17 protein-coding genes are annotated in these 18,703 nt (G+C 72.1%); 2 read left to right on the top strand and 15 right to left on the bottom strand.

Features of this window, described 5'->3' with window-relative positions:
• Positions 1-32: 32 nt before the first annotated feature.
• The 7 genes from G515_RS21635 to G515_RS0114480 all read right to left on the bottom strand — a co-directional run bounded on the left by G515_RS21635 (position 33) and on the right by G515_RS0114480 (position 7,214).
• Positions 33-1,388: an RNA polymerase sigma factor gene (locus G515_RS21635; protein WP_036555574.1), complete on the bottom strand. Its 1,356-nt coding sequence runs from the start codon at positions 1,386-1,388 to the stop codon at positions 33-35.
• Positions 1,337-1,702 carry a YciI family protein gene (locus G515_RS0114505; protein ID WP_028660714.1) on the bottom strand — a complete coding sequence of 122 codons (366 nt, stop codon included), beginning with the start codon at positions 1,700-1,702 and terminating at the stop codon, positions 1,337-1,339. The genes G515_RS21635 and G515_RS0114505 overlap by 52 nt, the downstream gene beginning before the upstream one ends.
• A gap of 57 nt (positions 1,703-1,759) precedes the next feature.
• Positions 1,760-2,188, bottom strand: coding sequence for a DoxX family protein (locus tag G515_RS0114500; protein WP_028660713.1), 429 nt, complete (start codon positions 2,186-2,188; stop codon positions 1,760-1,762).
• Between the two features lie 164 nt (positions 2,189-2,352).
• The gene (locus tag G515_RS21630) at positions 2,353-3,348 is read right to left on the bottom strand and encodes a hypothetical protein (protein WP_211221040.1); all 996 of its coding nucleotides are present in this window, start codon (positions 3,346-3,348) and stop codon (positions 2,353-2,355) included.
• Positions 3,349-3,359: 11 nt separating this feature from the next.
• A complete protein-coding gene (locus G515_RS21625) occupies positions 3,360-3,791 on the bottom strand; it encodes a hypothetical protein (protein WP_157571113.1) in 432 nt (143 codons plus the stop codon).
• A 90-nt stretch (positions 3,792-3,881) separates the two neighbouring features.
• A complete protein-coding gene (guaA, locus tag G515_RS0114485; RefSeq protein WP_028660712.1) occupies positions 3,882-5,477 on the bottom strand; it encodes a glutamine-hydrolyzing GMP synthase in 1,596 nt (531 codons plus the stop codon).
• Between the two features lie 114 nt (positions 5,478-5,591).
• Positions 5,592-7,214, bottom strand: a complete 1,623-nt coding sequence (locus G515_RS0114480) for a succinic semialdehyde dehydrogenase (protein ID WP_028660711.1) — start codon at positions 7,212-7,214, stop codon at positions 5,592-5,594.
• Between the two features lie 59 nt (positions 7,215-7,273).
• On the opposite strand from G515_RS0114480, the gene G515_RS0114475 reads away from it, so the two are divergent.
• Complete coding sequence (locus G515_RS0114475; RefSeq protein ID WP_245565411.1) at positions 7,274-8,299, top strand: DUF2332 domain-containing protein; 1,026 nt, start codon at positions 7,274-7,276, stop codon at positions 8,297-8,299.
• A 199-nt stretch (positions 8,300-8,498) separates the two neighbouring features.
• On the opposite strand, the gene G515_RS0114470 is transcribed toward G515_RS0114475, so the two are convergent.
• Complete coding sequence (locus tag G515_RS0114470; protein ID WP_028660709.1) at positions 8,499-10,214, bottom strand: glycerol-3-phosphate dehydrogenase/oxidase; 1,716 nt, start codon at positions 10,212-10,214, stop codon at positions 8,499-8,501.
• Positions 10,215-10,362: 148 nt separating this feature from the next.
• Here G515_RS0114470 and G515_RS21620 point away from each other — a divergent pair, with 148 nt between their 5' ends.
• The gene (locus G515_RS21620; RefSeq protein WP_051218400.1) at positions 10,363-11,589 is read left to right on the top strand and encodes a PucR family transcriptional regulator; all 1,227 of its coding nucleotides are present in this window, start codon (positions 10,363-10,365) and stop codon (positions 11,587-11,589) included.
• A 141-nt stretch (positions 11,590-11,730) separates the two neighbouring features.
• Here G515_RS21620 and G515_RS0114460 read toward each other — a convergent pair whose 3' ends face one another.
• Genes G515_RS0114460 through G515_RS0114430 form a run of 7 tightly spaced genes read right to left on the bottom strand, consistent with a single transcriptional unit; the run spans position 11,731 to position 18,656 of the window.
• Positions 11,731-12,858: an acyl-CoA dehydrogenase family protein gene (locus G515_RS0114460; protein WP_028660708.1), complete on the bottom strand. Its 1,128-nt coding sequence runs from the start codon at positions 12,856-12,858 to the stop codon at positions 11,731-11,733.
• Positions 12,855-14,057, bottom strand: coding sequence for an acyl-CoA dehydrogenase family protein (locus G515_RS0114455; RefSeq protein WP_028660707.1), 1,203 nt, complete (start codon positions 14,055-14,057; stop codon positions 12,855-12,857). The genes G515_RS0114460 and G515_RS0114455 overlap by 4 nt, the downstream gene beginning before the upstream one ends.
• Positions 14,054-15,289: an acyl-CoA dehydrogenase family protein gene (locus tag G515_RS0114450; RefSeq protein ID WP_028660706.1), complete on the bottom strand. Its 1,236-nt coding sequence runs from the start codon at positions 15,287-15,289 to the stop codon at positions 14,054-14,056. Before G515_RS0114450 ends, G515_RS0114455 begins: the two co-directional genes overlap by 4 nt.
• Before the next feature lie 16 nt (positions 15,290-15,305).
• The gene (locus G515_RS21615) at positions 15,306-16,376 is read right to left on the bottom strand and encodes a phosphotransferase family protein (protein ID WP_051218445.1); all 1,071 of its coding nucleotides are present in this window, start codon (positions 16,374-16,376) and stop codon (positions 15,306-15,308) included.
• A gap of 29 nt (positions 16,377-16,405) precedes the next feature.
• Positions 16,406-17,074, bottom strand: a complete 669-nt coding sequence (locus G515_RS0114440) for an HAD family hydrolase (protein ID WP_028660705.1) — start codon at positions 17,072-17,074, stop codon at positions 16,406-16,408.
• Positions 17,071-17,889: an SDR family oxidoreductase gene (locus tag G515_RS0114435; protein ID WP_036555565.1), complete on the bottom strand. Its 819-nt coding sequence runs from the start codon at positions 17,887-17,889 to the stop codon at positions 17,071-17,073. The genes G515_RS0114440 and G515_RS0114435 overlap by 4 nt, the downstream gene beginning before the upstream one ends.
• The gene (locus tag G515_RS0114430; protein WP_036555563.1) at positions 17,889-18,656 is read right to left on the bottom strand and encodes an SDR family oxidoreductase; all 768 of its coding nucleotides are present in this window, start codon (positions 18,654-18,656) and stop codon (positions 17,889-17,891) included. The genes G515_RS0114435 and G515_RS0114430 overlap by 1 nt, the downstream gene beginning before the upstream one ends.
• Between the last annotated feature and the right edge of the window lie 47 nt (positions 18,657-18,703).

The following is an 18,703-nucleotide window of genomic DNA, read 5'->3' as shown; positions in this document are numbered from 1 at the left end:
GATCGTGCGACAACCCCTGCCGCAGGGGTGGCCTACTGTCCGGGATTCCCCGGCCGAGCACCGGCGGCCCGTTCGGCCCGGTCACGCAGGAGTGCACGTTCCTGGTCGTTGCCGGCCAGGTCCGCGGCGCGGCGGAACTCGGCGGCCGCCTCCTCACGACGGCCCAGTTGTTCCAGCAGGTCACCGCGGACCGCCGGGAGCAGGTGGTAGGAGGCCAGCCTGCCGCCGCTGACCAGTTCGTCGGTGAGTGCGAGGCCGGCCAGGGGGCCGTGGGCGCGACCGAGCGCGACCGCGCGGTTGAGCTCGACCACGACCGAGTCGGTGACCACCGCCAGCCTGGCGTAGAGGGCTGCGATCCGGGCCCAGTCGGTCGCCTCGATCGAGGCGGCGCGGGCGTGCTCGGCGGCGATGGCCGCCTGGATGAGGTAGGGGCCGGCCTCGGCCGTGCCGAGTTGGTCGCGCGCCGAGCCGAGTGCGCCGAGACCGCGCCCGATGGCGTCGGAGTCCCAGCGGGCGCGGACCTGGTCGGCCAGCAGGACGGGCGAGCCGGAGGCGTCGATCCTGGCGGGCAGGCGGGAGGACTGCAGTTCCAGCAGCGCGAGCAGTCCGGCGGCCTCCGGATCGCCCGGCGTCAACGCCGCCAGCAGGCGCGCCACCCGCACAGCTTCGGCACAGAGGTCGGGGCGGGTCCAGTCGGCGCCACCTGTGGCGGCGTACCCCTCGTTGAAGAGGAGGTAGATGGCCGCCCTGACCGAGGCCAGCCGGTCGGCTCGCCCGGGGGCATCGGGTTCCTGCAGCGGAGTGTCGGAATCCGCCAGGGTGCGCTTGGCGCGTGAGATCCGGGTGGCGACGGTGGCCTCGGTGGTCAGGTAGGCGCGGGCGATCTCGCGGGTACTGAGCCCGGCCACCATCCGCAGGGTGAGCACGGTCCGCGTGTCCGGGGTCAGCGCGGGGTGGCAGCAGGTGAACATCAGCCGCAGAACGTCGTCCTCGACCCGGTCCGCGGAGAGCGCCTCGTCGAACTCCGCCTCGTAGGCCTCGGACAGCCCGGCGGCCACCTCGGTATAGGCGCGCAGCCGGCGCTCCCCGGCGCGGAACTGGTCGATCGCCCGGCGCTTGGCCGTGGTCATCAGCCACGCGCCCGGCCGCTCGGGTACGCCGTCCCGGGGCCAGGCGACCAGGGCCTGGGCGAGTGCCTCCTGGGCGAGATCCTCGGCCCGGTCCATGCTCCGGGTGATCCGCAGCAGCGCGCCGAGGAGGCGTGGCGCCTCGGTGCGCCACGCCTCCTCGACCGCCGCGGCCGCAGCCCGGGGTGGGTCGGCCGCCTCCGGGACGCTCAGTCCGGAGCTCCGCCGAACATCGGCCGGATCTCGACCCAGCCCTCCCATCCCGGCCAGGTGTTCCGGTGCGCCGCGAGGAACTCCTCGGTCTTGGCCACCGCGGCACCCAGGTCCGGCAGGTCGTAGACGGCGTACCCACCGACCAGTTCCTTGGTCTCCACGAACGGCCCGTCGGTGGTGGTGACGGCGCCGCCGGCAAGCCGCACCACCGCCCCGGACTCGATCGGCATCAGTCCACCGGCCTCGACCAACGCTCCGCTCGCGGACTCCTCGGCCTGCAGGGCACCGATCGCGGCGAACAGTTCCGCCGGCGGCTGGTCACTGGGGCGGTTGGTCTCGTGGACCATGGTCATGAACTTCATCGCTGTCTCCTCGCGGTCTCGTCGATGGTCTCGGGGTCGGGTGCGGCTGGCAAGGGTTCACCCGCCGACCAGGGCCCGCAGCCTGGGCTCCCGGGGCCAGGCACCGGCCCACACCAGCACCGCGGTGGCGATCGCGAACCCGGTGTTGGCCAGCGGCGCCTGGGTGAGCAGGTTCGCCGCACAGGCGCCGCCGAGGTACGCCGTGAGCAGGACCGCGCCCATCGCCCTCGTGGCCGGCACGTGGTAGGCGATCAGGCACAGCGCCAGGACGACGCCGCAGACGGTGGGGAACCAGTCGGCACCCCCCATCGCCTCGTTGGCCTCGACGACCTGTGGCACCCGGAGGAGGTGCGTGATCGAGTCGAAGGCCAGGAAGAGGGTCACCAGGCCGGTGAGGACCCAGCCGGTGCTCCGCGCGGCCCGGCCGGGCGTGGTGCGGGTCACGGGTGCGGCGGATGTGGCGGATGTGGCGCTGAGGGTGGTCATGTCGGGCTCCTCGGATGGGGTCGGATCGTGCTCTCCCCCATGCGTCGCCGTTCCCCGGGCGATCTCGACATCGCCCCGGAGGAAACTTTCGCGATCCTTCAGGCCGCGATGACCGGGGCCCCGACGGTGAGGACCCGCGACCGCACCCGGGCGGGCGTGTCGGCCTAGGGTCCCGTCGTACCGGGGCGCTGACCCTCAGGGTGGCGGCCCTCGGCCGGCGCTTCGAACCCCGGATGCGGGTCGCTGTCACGCTCCCGCACGCCGAGCCAACCGGCCACGACCACGGCCAGCAGCATCACGACGTTGTGGGCGTACTTCGGCCCGGGCGTCACGTCGCCCAGGAGCGGGAAGTAGGTGAAGGCCAGCAGCCCCCGCACGAGCAGGAACGCCAGGGCCACGGCTGCGCAGTGGCGGGCGTTCCAGTCCCAGCGACGCGAGGCGTACAGCGCGCCGAGCCCGACCACCGAGGCGGCCAGTACGCCGACGGAGAAGCCGACCCAGGTCTGCGGGAACACGCTCCCCACGAGGACGAGGGGGAAGGCGGCTGCGCACACCTTCCAGGGCGCGAGCGGCGGGCGAGGATCTCCTCGCCGCACTCTCCTCGAGCCTCGCCCGAGGAGACCCGCGACGAGGAGGAGCGCCATCACCAGGCACGCCGAGGCGGCGAGCTGAGCCGGACTGCCCGACCTGGACTCCGGGTCGGAGAGGATGAGGAGGGCCGCTCCGAGGTAGGCAAGTGTGGCGAGGACGACGCCGATCGGACCCAGCCACGGGCGCCGGGCCTGGCCGGGCCGCCACGCCTCGGCCAGCGCGACCGGAGCCCCGAAGCTGTAGATGAGGTGGCCTCCGACGAACGACCACACGTTGAAGGCGCTCACGCCCAGGACCGGGATGCGGGTCTGCTCCTGGCTCTCCTCCCAGCCCTCGTAGCCCTGGTAGTGGGCGCTGAAGAGGGACTGGTCGATCAGGCAGGCCTGGGCCACTCCCAGCGCCGCGAAGACCAGCAGCAGACTCGGCCAGCCCCACCCGCGCCGCCGGACCACCTCGCGGGCCAGGAGGGCCGGGGCGCCGTACAACGCACTGAAGAACACCAGCGCGAACGCGACTCCACCGACGTCGCCGGTGGAGTCGCCGTAGGCCGCCAACAACTCCGCGCCCACCCCGGACAGGATCAACAGGCGGCGATCTGACCCCGCCGGCCCCAGTCCGCGCGACGCCCGTCCGCACGTCCGCGAGGCGAGTCGGCGCGGGGGCCGGCCGGGCTCGCCGCCGACGGCCACCGAGCCAGCCCGTAACCGGCCAGTGCGATCGTCGCACCGAGCGCGAGCACCTCCAGCAGCCGTGCGGCCAGCACGGCTCCGCCCTCCGCACCGCTCAGGTGCTCACCGAGCCTCGTGCCCGCGGAGGCGACGAGCACGAGAATTCCCGCGACCAGCCCGACCGCGGCCGCCGTACGTGGGCGCAGGAACAGGACGGCGCCGCAGGCCACCACGAGGATGAACGGGCCCGGCGACAGCCCCGGGCCCGCGGACAGGAGGAGCGCGGCCTGGAGACCGGCGGCAGCGAGGCCCAACAGGGCAGCGAGCAGCCGGGTGGCGGTCACGACCTCACCATAGAAGGCGGGGCCCACCCGGAGTGGGATCGTCCTCCGAGCAGGCTCGAAGGACGGGCCAGCCAGGTCAACTCGCCGGGATCACTCCCACTCGATGGTGCCCGGGGGCTTGGAGGTGATGTCCACGGTCACCCGGTTGACCTCGGCCACCTCGTTGGTGATCCGGGTGGAGATGCGCTCCAGGACGTCATAGGGCAGCCGGGCCCAGTCCGCGGTCATGGCGTCCTCGGAGGTCACCGGTCGGAGTACGACGGGGTGCCCGTAGGTGCGGCCGTCGCCCTGCACGCCGACCGAACGGACGTCGGCGAGCAGCACCACCGGGAACTGCCAGATGTCGCGGTCGAGACCGGCCCGGGTGAGCTCGGCGCGGGCGATCGCGTCGGCCTCCCGGAGCAGGTCGAGCCGCTCGCGGGTGACCTCGCCGATGATCCGGATGCCCAGGCCCGGCCCGGGGAAGGGGTGGCGCCAGACGATCTCCGGGGGCAGGCCGAGCTGCTCGCCGACCAGTCGGACCTCGTCCTTGAACAGGGTGCGCAGCGGCTCGACCAGCTCGAACTCGAGGTCCTCGGGGAGGCCGCCGACGTTGTGGTGGGACTTGATGTTGGAGGTGCCCGCGCCGCCGCCTGACTCCACCACGTCGGGGTAGAGGGTGCCCTGGACCAGGAAGCGCACCTTGGTGCCCTGCGGCGCGTCCTTGATGATGTCCAGCTCCGCCGCCTCGAAGGTGCGGATGAACTCGCGCCCGATGATCTTGCGCTTGGTCTCCGGATCGCTGACCCCGGCGAGCGCGTCCAGGAACTGCTTCTCCGCGTCGACGACCACCAGTTTCGCACCCGTGGAGGCGACGAAGTCCCGCTCGATCTGCTCGGTCTCGCCCTTCCGCATCAGGCCGTGGTCGACGTACACGCAGGTGAGGCGGTCGCCGATGGCCCGCTGGACGATCGCAGCGGCCACCGCGGAGTCGACACCGCCGGACAGCCCGCAGATGGCCCGGCCGTCCTCGCCGATCTGCTCGCGGATGCGCTCGATCTGCTCCTCGGCGATGTTGCCGATGGTCCAGGTCTGGCGGCACTTGGCGATGTCCCACAAGAAGTGCTCGAGCACCTGCTGACCGTGCTCGGTGTGCAGCACCTCGGGGTGCCACTGCACGCCGGCGATCTGGCGCTCGGCGTGCTCGAAGGCCGCCACCGGGGTGACCTCGGTGGCCGCGAGGACCTCGAAGCCCTCGGGTGCGGCGACGACGGAGTCGCCGTGCGACATCCACACCTGGTGCTCGGTCGGGATCCCGCCCAGCAGGGTGCCGGCGTGGCCGACCCGCACAGCGGTGCGGCCGTACTCGCGCGCACCGGTGTGGGCGACCTCGCCACCCAGGCCCTGGGCCAGCAGCTGGAAGCCGTAGCACATCCCGAAGATCGGGGTGCCTGCTTCGAAGAGCCGGGTGTCGATGCCGGGCGCGTCCTCGGCGTACACGCTCGAGGGGCCGCCGGAGAGCACGATCGCCTTCGGCCCCTTGGCCAGCATCTCCTCGATCGGCATCGTGTGCGGGACGATCTCGGAGTAGACCCGGGCCTCGCGCACCCGGCGCGCGATCAGCTGGGCGTACTGCGCGCCGAAGTCGACGACGAGGACGAGATCGTGGTCAGCGGATTCGGGGAGGGCCCCGGGTGCCTCGCTCATGAGCGGATCCTATCGACGCGGTACGCCGGGCGCCGAACCGTCGAGGCCCCTGGCCGAGCCCGGGGAGGAACGCGGCGACCCCCGCGCGCCCTCGCGGCGGGGGGCAGGCGACCCTCAGGCCCGGCCGAGCTTGCGGAACAGGCGCAGTCCGGCGCTCATCATCTTCGCGTAGGCCTCATCGGAGACCCCGAACGCCGGCGCCATCGGGACCAGCCGCTGAGTGGCGACCGTCTGCGACTCGGTGTAGCGCAACAACCCCTCCGCACCCTGCCGCCTGCCGAGCCCCGAGCGACGCATGCCGCCCATCGGGGCGCCCAGGCTGGCGAAGGAGGCGGCGAAGGCCTCGTTGACGTTGACCGTGCCGGCGACGATCCGGCGGGCCACCTGGCGGGCCCGGGCGCCGTCCCGGCTGAAGACCGCGGCGTTGAGGCCGTAGTCGCCGTCGTTGGCCCGCGCGATCGCCTCGTCCTCGCTGTGGAACCGGTAGAGCGACACCACCGGTCCGAAGGTCTCCTGGTCGAAACAGGTCATCTCGGGAGTCACCCCTTCCAGCACGGTCGGCTCGAAGAAGTACGGCGCCAGGTCGGGTCGCGCCCGGCCGCCGGTGAGCACCCGGGCGCCCTTGTCGACGGCGTCCTCGACGTGGGCGGTCACGACGTCGAGCTGGCGCCGGCTGATCAGCGGACCCATGTCGTTGCCCCAGTCGAGGGTGGCGCCCAGGGTCATCGCCTCGGTGCGGGCGACGAAGCGGTCGACGAACCGGTCGTACACCTCGTCGGCGACGAACATCCGCTCGATCGAGACGCAGAGCTGCCCGGCGTTGGAGTACACCGCCCGGACCGCTCCCTCCGCGGCCCGCTCGATGTCGGCGTCCCGCAGCACCAGCATGGGGTTCTTGCCGCCCAGCTCGAGCGAGCACCCGATCAGCCGCTCCGCACACCCGGCGGCGATCCGCTTCCCGGTCGCGGTGGAACCGGTGAAGCAGATGTAGTCGGCCTGGCCGACGATCCGGCCACCCACCTGCGGGCCGTCGCCGGCCACGACCTGCCACACGTCCGGTGGGAACCCGGCCTCATCGAGCAGTCGCGCGGCGAGCAGCGCACTGAGCATCGTCTGGGCATCCGGCTTGATCACCACGGCGTTACCGGCCGCGAGCGCGGCCAGCCCGTCGCACAGCGCCATCGTGAAGGGGTAGTTCCACGGCGAGATGACCCCGACGACCCCCTTCGGGACGTGAGCGACCTCGACCCGGGTCAGCCCGGGCAGGGCGCCCGGCACCCGCCGAGTGCCGAGGTGGCTGCCGAGAGTGCGGCCGTAGTAGCGGGCGGTGAGCGCGATGTGGAGCGGTTCGTCGAAGGCGTGCTTACGGGCCTTGCCGGACTCCAGCACGATCAGATCGACGATCTCGGCCTGCCGGTCGAGCACCAGGTCGTGCAGCCGCAGCAGCAGTTCCTGCCGCTCGGCGAACGATGTCCGTGCCCACGACCTCTGCGCGGACCGCGCCCGCCGGAAGGCCTCGTCGACGTCGGCGTCGCTCGACTGCGGGATGTGCGCCAACGGCGCACCGTCCAACGGGGAGACCGACACCGCCGTCTCCCCCGCCGTGGCGACCAGTCGACGCGTCAGCGAGGCGACCTCGTCGGGCTCCAGTGCGTAGGTCGCAGCGGGGTCGTGCTCGGGGTCGGCCGGCCCTCCGACCATCGACCCACCGGAGGAAGAGGAGGAGGAAGAGTTCATGCCACGACCCTAGTGAGCGACACCTCACCCCGCTACGTCTAGGCAGGGTGCCGGCCGAGGTGCAGGCTGAGCGCCTCAGCACCGCCCGTCCGGAGGACCTCATGCGCCCCGTCCCAGAACAGTCCGACATCGCCGCGAGCTACCGCGACCATGCGGCCATGATGGCCGACTCACCCTGCTTCGCCGAGTGGGCCGCGCGGACCGCCGAGGACCCCGAGGTCCTCGCCGTCCTCGCCACCCTCCCCACCGAGAAGCAGCAGGCCAACCTGGTCTTCGCCGCGGCACGGTGGCACGGGGTCCCCGCCCCCGGCCCGTACGCCGGCCTGCGGGCCGCCCTGCTGGGTCCCGACCAGCAGGCGATCCTCGACACGGTCCGGACCCGGCGGACCCAGACCAACGAGGTCGGTCGGCTCACCGCCCTGACCCCCGCGCTGGCCACGCTCGGCGAAGGTCCGTTCGCCCTGGTCGAACTCGGCACCAGCGCCGGGCTGTGCCTGCACCCGGACGGCTTCGACTACGACTGGGGCGTAGGCACGCTGACCGGCAGCGGCGGGCCCGTGCTGGACTGTTCCACCCGCGGGGCCCTGCCGGTGCCGGACGTCCATCCCCGGATCGCCGCCCGGATCGGGGTCGACCAGCACCCGCTCGACGTACGTTCGGAGGAGGACATGGACTGGCTGCTCACGCTGGTCTGGCCCGAACAGGAGGGCCGCCGCGCCCGCCTCCGCGCCGCGGTCGAGGTCGCCCGACGCTCCCCCGCCCAACTCCTCGGCGGTGACCTGTTCGACCGGCTCGAGGACGCCCTCGCCCTGGCCGAGTCCTCCGGCGCAGTGCCGGTGGTCCAGCACAGCGCCGTGATCGCCTACCTCGAGGAGCCCGATCGTGCCCGCTTCCACGAGCGGATGAGCTCCCTGGTCGCCGCCGGACGCTGCCACTGGATCAGTCTCGAGGGCCAGACCGTGCTCCCCCGGCTCACCGCGACCGGTCCCGCCCCCTCCTCCCCGCACCCCTTCTGTCTCGCCGTCGACGGGCAGGCCGTCGCCTGGGCCCATGGCCACGGCCGCACCCTCTCCTGGTTCGGCTGATCGACTCGGGCCTCCGGACCGTTGAGTGGGCACCCGGGTCGTCGAAATCGGGCTTCCCGGACCATCGGGTCGGGCCTCATGCCGATCAACTGCCACGCCCTGGGAGTCAGTTCCCCGCGACCGCCGACTCAACCGTCCACGAGGACCGACTCGACCGTCCACACGGCCCCAGTGAACGGTCGAGGGAGGGGGATGAGGATCAGTCGGGCATGAAGTCGCTGACCTGGACGCGGGCCTCGTCGGCCTCCTGGTCGGTGAGTTGGGCCTGGCTGCGGCGTTCGGCCTCGACCCGGCGGAGGTAGTGGTCGACCTCGGCGTCCCGGCGGGCGTCGTCCCAGCCCAGCTCGGTCGCCATCAGCGCCGCGACTCCGGGGGCCGCGGAGACGCCCCGGTCGAAGGTCTCGATGGAGATGCGGGTACGACGGGCGAGCAGGTCGTCGAGGTGCAGCGCGCCCTCGTGGGTGACGGCGTAGACCACCTCGGCCGCGAGGTAGTCCTCGGCGCCGGCGAGTGGCGCCCGAAGGTCGGACCGGTCGGCGACGAGGGCGAGCAGGTCGTCGATCAGCCCGCCGTATCGGTCCAGCAGATGGTCGATGCGGCTCACGTGCAGTCCGCTGCGCCGGGCCAGGCGGACCCGTTGGTTGCGTCTGGCCTCGAAGCCGTCGGCGCCGAGCAGACGCACCTGGTCGGTGACCGAGGCGCCGACCCGCAGGTCGGTCGTGGTGGCCAGCGAGTGCCCGGCGGCGTCCACGGCGTCCTCGGCCATCACCCGGTAGGTGGTCAGCTTGCCTCCGGCGATCATCACCAGCCCGGGCACCGGCGTGACCACGGTGTGCTCGCGACTGATCCTCGAGGTGGGTTCGGACTCGCCGGAGAGCAGCGGCCTCAGGCCGGCGTAGACGCCCTCGACGTCGGCCGGTCCGAGCGGCTCCCGCAGGACGGCGTTGACCTGGCCGAGCACGTAGTCGATGTCGGTCCGGCTCGCCGCCGGATGCGCCTTGTCGAGATCCCAGGCGGTGTCGGTGGTGCCGATGATCCAGTGCCGGCCCCACGGGATCACGAACAGGACCGACGTGGCCGTCCGAAGGATGAAACCGGCCGAGGAGCGGATCCGGTCGCGCGGCACCACCAGGTGGATGCCCTTGGACGCCTGGACCCGAAGCGCCCCGCGTCCCCCCACCAGGTCCTGGATGTCGTCGGTCCACACGCCGGCCGCGTTGATGACCACCCGGGCCCGGACCTCCAGGTCGCGGTGGTGCTCGAGGTCCCGGGCGCGTACGCCGACCACCCGCTCGCCCTCGCGCAGGAACCCCGTCACCCGCACCCGGGTCGCCACCTGCGCCCCGTGGTGGACGGCGGTGCGGGCCACGGCGAGCACCAGTCGGGCGTCGTCGACCTGGCAGTCGTAGTAGCGGATCGCGCCGGTGATCGCCTCGGTGCGCAGGTCGGGGGCGATCCTGGCCACCCCGCGCCGGCTCAGATGGCGATGCCGCGGCACACCTCTCGGCGCCCCTCCCAGCGAGGCGAACCCGTCGTAGAGGGCCAGCCCCGCGCCGACGTAGGGCCGCTCCCACCACGGATGGGTCAACGGATAGAGGAAGGGCACGGGGCGGACCAGGTGCGGGGCCAGTCGGGTGAGCAACAGGCTGCGTTCCCGCAGCGCCTCGCGCACCAGCGTGACATCGAGCATCTCCAGGTAGCGCAGTCCGCCGTGGATCAGCTTCGAACTGCGCGAGGAGGTGCCGGAGGCGAGGTCGCGCTGTTCGAGCAGGCCGGTGGAGAGCCCGCGCGTGACGGCGTCGAGGGCGACACCCGTGCCGGTGATGCCGCCACCGACCACGAGCACGTCGAGTTCCGCCTCCCCCGTCGCGCCGGTCATGACGTCCAGGGCGGCTGCGCGGCTCTCGGGACTCATGGGCCCAGGGTAGAGCGCCGACGGGTCCTCCCCGGGTCGGACGAACCACGCCGCACCTGGGCGCAGTGCATGATTCCATCGGCGTTCCGTCCCAGGAGCCGGGGCCGACCCTTGCTCGATTTGTGCACCACGTGCAAAGGTGCCGCCCATGACGGTGACGCCGGACGCGCATCCCCATGCCCATGGCCGGCAGCGCATGCGTCTGGAGGTCGAGCGGGCCTGGGCCGCGCTCCTCGAGGACGCCGACGCGATCGGTGACCGGGTCTCCCAGACGCTGATCACCACCGACCAGGAGCTGTACGACGGAGCCGGGCCGGCCGCCAAGGCGCAGTTCCAGGCCGACATTCGCGAGCACATGCAGCGGGGGCTCGCCGCGATGGCCGGCCTCGGCGAGCCCGGCCAGGAGCCCCAGCACCTGTGGCGTGAGCACGCCCGCCGCCAGGCCAGGATCGGCTGCCCACTGGAGACGATGCTGAACGGGTACGCCGTCGGCACCCGCATGCTGTGGGAGGCGTTGCTGGACAAGGTGGACGCCCGCGAGGTCGCGGTCGGGGACCGCGTGCTGGTGGTCGCCGGGCAGTGGCTGTGGGGTCACCTGGACCTGCAGAACTCCACGGTCATCGCCGCCTACCGACAGGAGTCGGCGCTGCTGGCCCGTCGCGACCTGGAGCGGCAGGGCAGGGTGCTCGTCGCCCTGGTCGACGGCCGGGGCAGCGACCCCGCCTTCGCCGCGGAGGCCCACGACATCCTCGGGGTCACCGTCGATGAACCGATCGCCTGCGTGGCCGCCCCCTTCGACGGGAGCGTCGACTATCCCCTGCGCAGCCCCGAGGACCGGCTCGACGCGGCCGGCCTGGCGTCGTTCTGGCACGTGCGCGGGGAGACCCTCTTCGGCCTGGTCCGGCTCGGTGAGCTCACCGGTTCCGACCTGGTGCCGCTGCTCCTGCCGTGCGCCCACGGCCGGGTCGGCGTGGCCGCCGCCGTCGAAGGACTGGCCGGTTTCTCCACTGCCCACCAGCTCGCCTGCCGCGCGGCGGAGACCGTCTCGCGCGACCACGTCGACGTGGTCAACGTCGAGGACAGGCTGCCGGAGGTCCTGCTCACCGCTGCCCCCGCCGCGTCCCAGCTCCTGGTGCGCGAGGTGCTCGGTCCGGTGCTGGCCCAGGCCCCCGGACACTCAGCCACCCTGCTCGACACCCTGCGCGCCCTCCTCGCCCACGATCTCTCACCGACGCACGCCGCCGAGGCGCTGGAGTGCCACCGCAACACCGTCATCTACCGCAGCCGGCAACTCCAGGAGCTCACCGGGCGCACCCTCAGCGACGCCCGCGACCGGATGCTGCTCGGCCTCGCCCTCATCGCCCTCGATCTCTGAGCCGTTTCCGCCCTGACCGTGGCCTGCCCGTGGCCTGGGCGTGGGCCGATCGTGACCTGACGGATCAGACAGCACGAAGGCCCCGACAGACCCGACCGAGGTGACCTCGGCCGGGCCCGTCGAGGCCCCGATCGTGCGCGGTCAGCTGGCGGGAAGCTCCACCAGATCGGCGAGGGCGGCACGGTGGGCGCCCGGGGTGCCGAGCGCGATGTGGGAGGACTTGGCGCGCTTGAGGTAGTGGTGCGCCGAGTGTTCCCAGGTCATGCCGATGCCGCCGTGCAACTGGATCGCGTCCTCCGCGGCATCCAGGGCGGTCTCGCTGCAGAAGGACGCCGCCACCCGGGTGGCGATCTCCTCGTCCTCACCGGCGGCGAGGGCCGCGGCGGCGTACCGGGCGCTGGCACCGGCCGACTCCACCGCGGCGAACATGTCCGCGAGCCGGTGCTTGAGCGCCTGGAACCCACCGAGGACGCGGCCGAACTGACGCCGTTCCTTGAGGTAGGCCAGGGTGGTGGTGAGGCACCACTGGGCCACCCCGAGCTGTTCGGAGGCGAGCAGCGCGGCGCCGGTGAGCAGGGCCCGCCGGACGGCCTGGTTCCCCGAGCCGGCCGGTACGACGACATCACCGGTCACCTCGGCGAGGGTCACGTCGGCGAGCGGTCGCGACATGTCCAGCGAGACCACCGGGTCGACCGTGGCGGAGGAGGCTGCCACGGCGCGGATCTCCAGGCCACCGTCCACGGCGACCGGGACCAACAGCACGTCGGCCTCCAGCGCACCGGCCACGCTGCGCACCTGGGTGCCGCCGGAGACCGCGGCCCGGGCCAGGTCGGTGTCCGGGCCGAAGCTGAACGGCACCAGCAGTGCGGCGGTCTTCTCGCCGGCGGCGAGCTCCCCCACCAGCGCACGGGCGGCCTCGGTGGCGTGCTCGTCGAGCAGCACGGTGGTCGCCACGACGGCACTGGTCAGGAAGGGCACCGGCGCGGTGTAGCGGCCGATCTCCTCCAGGACGACCGCGGCCTCGCGTGTCGTGGCACCGGCACCGCCGAGGTCCTCGGGCACCAGCAGGCCGGCCAGGCCGAGCTCGCCGGCCAGGGCGGGCCAGAGTTCCTCGCCGAGCGCGCCGTCGCCGTCGTAGAGCGCCTTGACCCGGTGCGGGTCGCACTTGTCGGCGAGCAGGGCGCTGACCGAGGAACGCAGGTCGTCCTCGAGCTCGGTGTAGAGCAGGTCGAGGTTCGCGGGCTGCTTCGGGCTCTGCGGCTGGTTCATCGGGGGATCTCCTTGAAGGGAACGTCCTTGTCGACGCGGTGCTCACCGGGCAGTCCGAGGATCCGCTCGGAGACCACGTTGCGGAGGATCTCGGAGGTGCCGCCCTCGATCGAGTTCCCCTTGGCACGGAAGTAGCGGAAGCCGGCGTCGCGCCCGAGCATGTCGGTCTTCTCCGGCCGGACCATGGTCCAGTCGCCGTAGCGCAGCCCGTCCTCGGCCTGGATCTCCAGGTCGAGACCGCTCAGCTGCTGGTTGACCCTGGCGTAGGTCAGCTTCATCGCCGAGCCCTCCGGGCCGGGCTCGCCGGCGGCGAGCTTCTGCCGCAGTCGCTGGCCGGTCACCCGCATGACTTCGCTGTCGACCCACAGCCGCATCAGCCGGTCGTGCAGGTCGGGGGTGCGGCGCTCCGGCTGCTCCCGCCAGGTCTGGGCGACCTTGCCGATCATGCCGCCCTCGCGCGGCGTGGCGCCGCCACCGATGGCGACGCGCTCGTTGTTGAGGGTGAAGGTGGCGACCTTCCAGCCCTCGCCCACCTCGCCGAGGCGGTGCGCGTCGGGGATGCGGACGTCGGTGAGGAAGACCTCGTTGAACTCCGCCTCACCGGTGATCTGCCGCAGCGGACGTACGTCGACGCCCGGGTCGCGCATGTTGCACAGGAAGTAGCTCAGACCGCGGTGCTTGGGGACGTCGGGATCGGTGCGCGCCACCAGGATCGCCCAGTCGGCGTTGTGCGCCCCGGAGGTCCACACCTTCTGGCCGTTGATGACCCACTCGTCGCCGTCCTTGACCGCGCGGGTCGCGGCCGCGGCCAGGTCGGACCCGGCGCCCGGCTCGCTGAACAGCTGGCACCAGATCTCCTCGCCCACCCACAGCGGCTTGAGGAAGCGGTCCAGTTGCTCGGGCGTACCGAATCCGAGGATCGTCGGCGCGGCCATGCCCAGGCCGATGCCGTTCTTGCGGGGGTTGTTGCTGGGTGCCCCCGCCGCGGCGAAGGCCTTCTCGACCTCGAGGTGCCACTCCCGCGGCAGCCCGAGACCTCCGCGGCCCTCGGGGAAGTTCACCCACGCCAGCCCGGCGTCGTACCGGGCCCGGAGCCACTCCAGGCGCTCCTCGTCGGTGCTGAGCGTGCTGGGGTCGTGCTCGGTCAGGAAGTCTGTGACCCTCTGCCTGAGCTGGTCCTGATCGATCGTCGTACTCATGCCCTCTCCTCCCTCTTCTGGGCCTGCCGCTTGAGTTCGGCACGGGCCAGGGCGTTCTTGTGCACCTCGTCCGGCCCGTCCGCGAACCGCAGGGTGCGGCTGTGGGCGTACATGTTGGCCAGCGGGAAGTCCTGCGAGAGGCCACCGGCGCCGTGCACCTGGATGGCCTTGTCGAGGATCCAGCCGACCGTGGACGGTGCCGCGATCTTGATCGCCTGGATCTCGGTGTGCGCGCCCTTGTTGCCGACGGTGTCCATCAGCCAGGCGGCCTTGAGGGTGAGCAGCCGCAACTGCTCGACCTTGACCCGCGACTCGGCGATCCAGTCGCGGACGACGCCCTGCTCGGAGAGCGCCTTCCCGAACGGACGCCGCTCCTCGGCCCGGGCACACATCAGCTCGATGGCACGCTCCGCGACGCCGATGGCCCGCATGCAGTGATGGATCCGGCCGGGGCCGAGGCGGGCCTGGGAGATCGCGAAACCGCTCCCCTCCTCGCCGATCAGGTTCTCCACCGGCACCCGGACGTCGTGGAAGACCAGCTCGGCGTGGCCGCCGTGGTCGGAGTCGTCGTACCCGAGGACCTCCATGCCGCGCTTGATCTCGAGGTCCGGGTGGTCGGTCGGCACCAGGATCTGGGACTGCTGCTTGTGCCGCTCCGCGTCGGGGTCGGTCTTGCCCATCGTGATGAGCACCCTGCAGTTCGGGTTCATCGCACCCGAGATCCACCACTTGCGCCCGGAGATGACGTACGAGTCGCCGTCGCGGACGATCCGGGTGGAGATGTTGGTCGCGTCCGAGGAGGCGACGTCCGGCTCGGTCATCGCGAACGCGCTGCGGATCTCGCCGGCCAGGAGCGGCTCGAGCCACTCCTTCTTCTGGGCCTCGGTGCCGAACATGGAGAGGACCTCCATGTTGCCGGTGTCCGGGGCCGAGCAGTTCATCGCCGGTGGGGCGAGCCGGCCCGCGCGGCCGCTGATCTCGGCGAGCGGGGCGTACTGCAGGTTGGTGAGGCCGGCGCCGTCCTCACCGGGCAGGAAGAGGTTCCACAGCCCGCGCCGCTTGGCCTCGGCGCGGAGCTCGGCGAGGACCGGGACCGAGTCCCAGGCCCACCGGTCCTCGAGGGCCGCGTGCTGTTCGGCGAAGACGGGCTCGGCGGGCTGGACGTGCTCGTCCATGAAGTCGAGCAGCTCGGACCGCAGTTCCTCGGTCCGGGCGTCGAAGGTGAATTCCATTGATGCTCCTGGTGGATTAGCGGGCGTCGAGCGCGTCGAGACCGGTCTGCAACAGTCCGTGGATCGAGTCGCCGACCTTGTCGAAGCCGGGGCCGACGGTCTGCCCGTTGATGTAGCGGTAGTGGATTCCCTCGAGGATCGCGCCGAGCTTGTACGCCGCCAGCCCGAGGTACCAGCCGAAGTCGCTCAGATCGCGGGTGCTGGTCCGGGCGTACAGGTCGACGATCTCCTGCTCGCTGAGGAAGCCTGGGGCCGAGGAGGCGTCCGCGACGGTGCTGCCGCCCTGATCGCCGAGCCGCTTGTAGAGGATCATCAGGGCGAGATCGGTGAGCGGGTCGCCCAGGGTGGCCATCTCCCAGTCGATCACGGCGGTGATCTCGTCGCTGTCGCCGGAGCTGTCGGTGAGCACGTTGTCGAGCCGGTAGTCACCGTGGATGATGCCGGGCGCCTGCTCGGCCGGGATCGACTCGGCCAGCCGCCGGTGCAGCTCGTCGGCCGCCGGGAGGTCGCGCGAGTACGACGCCTCCAGCTGCTTCTTCCAGCGCTTGACCTGCCGACCGAGGAAGCCCTCCGGACGGCCGAACTCCCCGAGCCCGACCGAGGCCGGGTCGACCTGGTGCAGAGCCGCGAGGATGTCGACCAGCCGGCTGGAGAGGTCCCGGGTGCGGTCCTTGCCGAGCCCTTCGAGCTCGGTCGCGAACCGGTAGGGCACCCCTGCGGCCTTCTCCATCACGTAGAAGTCGGCACCGGTGACGCTCTCGTCCTGGCAGCGCGCGTAGGTGGTGGGCACGGGCACCGGAGTGTCGCGCAGCGCGGTCATCACGGTGTACTCCCGGCCCATGTCGTGGGCGGTGGCGAGCACGTGTCCGAGCGGTGGCCGACGGATGATCCAACTGGTGGTGCCGTCGCTGACCTCGTAGGTGAGGTTGGACTTGCCCCCGGAGATGTGCCGGGCGCTCAGCGAGTCGCCCGCGCCGGGCACGTTCTCGGCGAACCACGGCCCGAGCCGACCGAGGTCGAGGCCGGGCGGGTCCTGGCGCTCGCTGCCGGCGTCCGGGCCGTTGGGCTGGCTGCTGTCCTGGGTCATGTCCGGGGTCGTCTCCTGGGTCGGTGAGATCACTGGTCGCTCCGGTGCGGGAGCGGTTCGGGGTCGAGGCCGGGCACCAGCGCGGCCAATGCCCGGCGGGTGGTGGCCGGGTCGGCGTGCAGGATCCCGCGCATCCCCACCGCCTCGGCACCGAGGATGTTGGGCTCCGCGTCGTCCACCAGGACGGCGGCGCCGGGGGCGGTGCCGAGCTTGTCCAGCAGCAACTCGAAGATGGCGGCATCGGGCTTGCGCTGACCGATCTCGCCGGAGATGACGACCGGGTCGAACAGCGCGTCGATCTCCTCGCGGGGGTAGCGGTTGCCCCAGCTGTTGGAGAGCAGCGCCACCCGGACGCCGGCCGTCTTCAGGTCTCGGACGAGCTGCCAGGAGGCCTGCTCCTGCTCGGTGCCGGCGAAGAGCCGCGAGAGCAGTCCTTCGGCCACCACCGGGCCGCCGTCCAGGGTGCGGAGTTCGGCGGCGAGGAGGACGTCGAACTCGTCGGTGTCGAGCTCGCCGGTCTCGAGCCGGTGCAGGGGTGTGCCACGTGGCGCGTTGCGCCCGAGCCAGGCACGCAGGGTGTTGGTGAAGGTCGACGGGTCGATCCCCTCAGCGCTCTGCCAGGCCCGGATGGAGCCGCGCATGGGGGTCGTGAGCACGCCGCCGTAGTCGAAGACGACCGCTTCCACCTGTGCTGTCATCGGCGGGCCTCCTCCAGTTTGCGCTGGAGCTTGTTCATGCCCCCCAGCCAGCGGTCGGTGTCCTGGGCCCGCCCGGCGTAGTAGCCGGCCACCTCCGGGTGCGGGAGGATCAGGAACCGGTCGTCCTGGAGCGCCTGCCACACCGCCTCCGCGACGTCCTCGGGTGCGAGTGCGACGTCGTGGCTGAGCAGATCCTCGAACTCGCCGGAGTTCTGCAGCATCCGGGTGCGCACGCCCTGGGGGCAGATGGCCTGCACGACCAGCCCGCGGTGGCGGTAGGTGGCCGAGAGCCACTCCGCGAAGGCCACCGCGCCGTGCTTGGAGACCGAGTACGTCGGCGAGCCCAGCATGGTGAGCAGGCCGGCCGCGGACGCCGTCACGACGAACCTGCCCTTGGGTTCACCGTCTCCGCGCTCGAGCCACTCCGGCACCAACGCCCGGGCGGCCCGGACGTGGGCCATCACGTTGACCTGGAGGATCGCCTCCCAGTCGGCCTCGCTGGACTCCAGTCCGTGGCCACGGTCGATGCCGGCGTTGGCGAACCAGACGTCGATGCCGACGCCGTCGGCGGCGAGCTCCTTGCGCGCGGACTCGACCAGCGCGGCCACGCCCTCCTCGCTCGCGGCGTCGCCGGGAGCGGCGTACCCGCCGATCTCGGCGGCCACGGCGACCGCGGCGTCGGCGTCCAGGTCGTTGACCACCACGTGCGCGCCCTCGGCGGCCAGGCGGGTCGCCAGCGCACGCCCGATCCCGTGTCCGGCACCGGTGACGACCACGCCCCGGCCACGCACGGGACCGGTGTCCTCAGCGGCCATCACACGCCACCGGTGAGGGTGACGCCACCGTCGATGGTGAGCACCCGGCCGGTCATCCAGGCCGCGTCCTCGGAGAGCAGGAAGGCCACCACGCTGCCGATGTCCTCGGGCTCACCGAGGCGCTTGAGGGGGTACGCCGCGGCGACCTTCTCCTCCTTGCCCTCGTAGAGCTCGGTGGCGAACTTGGTCTTGACCACGGCCGGCGCGACGGCGTTGACCCGGATGTCGGGGCCGAGCTCGACCGCGAGCTCCTGGGTGATGTGGATCAGCATCGCCTTGCTGCTGCCGTAGAAGCCGATGCCCGGGGCGGGCCGCAGGCCGGCCACGGAGGCGACGTTGACCACGCTGCCGCCGTGCTCCTTCATCCAGGCGCCGTGCACCTGCTGGGTCCAGGCCAGCGCGGAGAGGCAGTTGACCTCGACGATCTTGCGGGCCGCGGCGAGATCCAGGTCGATCATCGGGCCGTAGACCGGGTTGATCCCGGTGTTGTTGACCAGCAGGTCGGCACTGCCGAAGGTCTCGATGGTGGTGGCGACCACCTCGGCCTGGTGGTCGGCGTCGTCGCCCTTGCCGGCCACGCCCAGCGCGTGCTCGGGCCCACCCAGCGCCTGGACCGCCTCCGCGAGCGGCTCGGGCTTACGGGCGGTGATGACGACCTTGGCACCCTCGGCGACGAGACGTTCCGCGATCGCGAATCCGATCCCGCGGCTGGCACCGGTGACGATCGCGGTGCGACCCTCGAAGCGGCGGCCGATGTTCTGATCCATCGAGGTCCTTCCCAGTGACTAAGCGCTTGCTTATGATAGCCATCACA

The organism is Nocardioides insulae DSM 17944, assembly GCF_000422825.1.
Classification (GTDB): domain Bacteria; phylum Actinomycetota; class Actinomycetes; order Propionibacteriales; family Nocardioidaceae; genus Nocardioides; species Nocardioides insulae.
Note: the sequence above shows the minus strand (reverse complement) of the source record. Positions and strands in the feature narration are given on the sequence as shown.

Excerpts from the sequence above, each read along its gene's own strand:
- G515_RS21635 (WP_036555574.1), bottom strand. The coding sequence starts at position 1,388 with ATGGGAGGGCTGGGTCGAGATCCGGCCGATGTTCGGCGGAGCTCCGGA.
- G515_RS0114460 (WP_028660708.1), bottom strand. The coding sequence starts at position 12,858 with ATGAACCAGCCGCAGAGCCCGAAGCAGCCCGCGAACCTCGACCTGCTC.
- G515_RS0114505 (WP_028660714.1), bottom strand. The coding sequence starts at position 1,702 with ATGAAGTTCATGACCATGGTCCACGAGACCAACCGCCCCAGTGACCAG.
- G515_RS0114480 (WP_028660711.1), bottom strand. The coding sequence starts at position 7,214 with ATGAACTCTTCCTCCTCCTCTTCCTCCGGTGGGTCGATGGTCGGAGGG.
- G515_RS0114470 (WP_028660709.1), bottom strand. The coding sequence starts at position 10,214 with ATGAGTCCCGAGAGCCGCGCAGCCGCCCTGGACGTCATGACCGGCGCG.
- G515_RS21620 (WP_051218400.1), top strand. The coding sequence starts at position 10,363 with ATGACGGTGACGCCGGACGCGCATCCCCATGCCCATGGCCGGCAGCGC.
- G515_RS0114430 (WP_036555563.1), bottom strand. The coding sequence starts at position 18,656 with ATGGATCAGAACATCGGCCGCCGCTTCGAGGGTCGCACCGCGATCGTC.
- G515_RS0114435 (WP_036555565.1), bottom strand. The coding sequence starts at position 17,889 with ATGGCCGCTGAGGACACCGGTCCCGTGCGTGGCCGGGGCGTGGTCGTC.
- guaA (WP_028660712.1), bottom strand. The coding sequence starts at position 5,477 with ATGAGCGAGGCACCCGGGGCCCTCCCCGAATCCGCTGACCACGATCTC.
- G515_RS0114455 (WP_028660707.1), bottom strand. The coding sequence starts at position 14,057 with ATGAGTACGACGATCGATCAGGACCAGCTCAGGCAGAGGGTCACAGAC.
- G515_RS0114500 (WP_028660713.1), bottom strand. The coding sequence starts at position 2,188 with ATGACCACCCTCAGCGCCACATCCGCCACATCCGCCGCACCCGTGACC.
- G515_RS21615 (WP_051218445.1), bottom strand. The coding sequence starts at position 16,376 with ATGACCCAGGACAGCAGCCAGCCCAACGGCCCGGACGCCGGCAGCGAG.
- G515_RS0114440 (WP_028660705.1), bottom strand. The coding sequence starts at position 17,074 with ATGACAGCACAGGTGGAAGCGGTCGTCTTCGACTACGGCGGCGTGCTC.
- G515_RS0114450 (WP_028660706.1), bottom strand. The coding sequence starts at position 15,289 with ATGGAATTCACCTTCGACGCCCGGACCGAGGAACTGCGGTCCGAGCTG.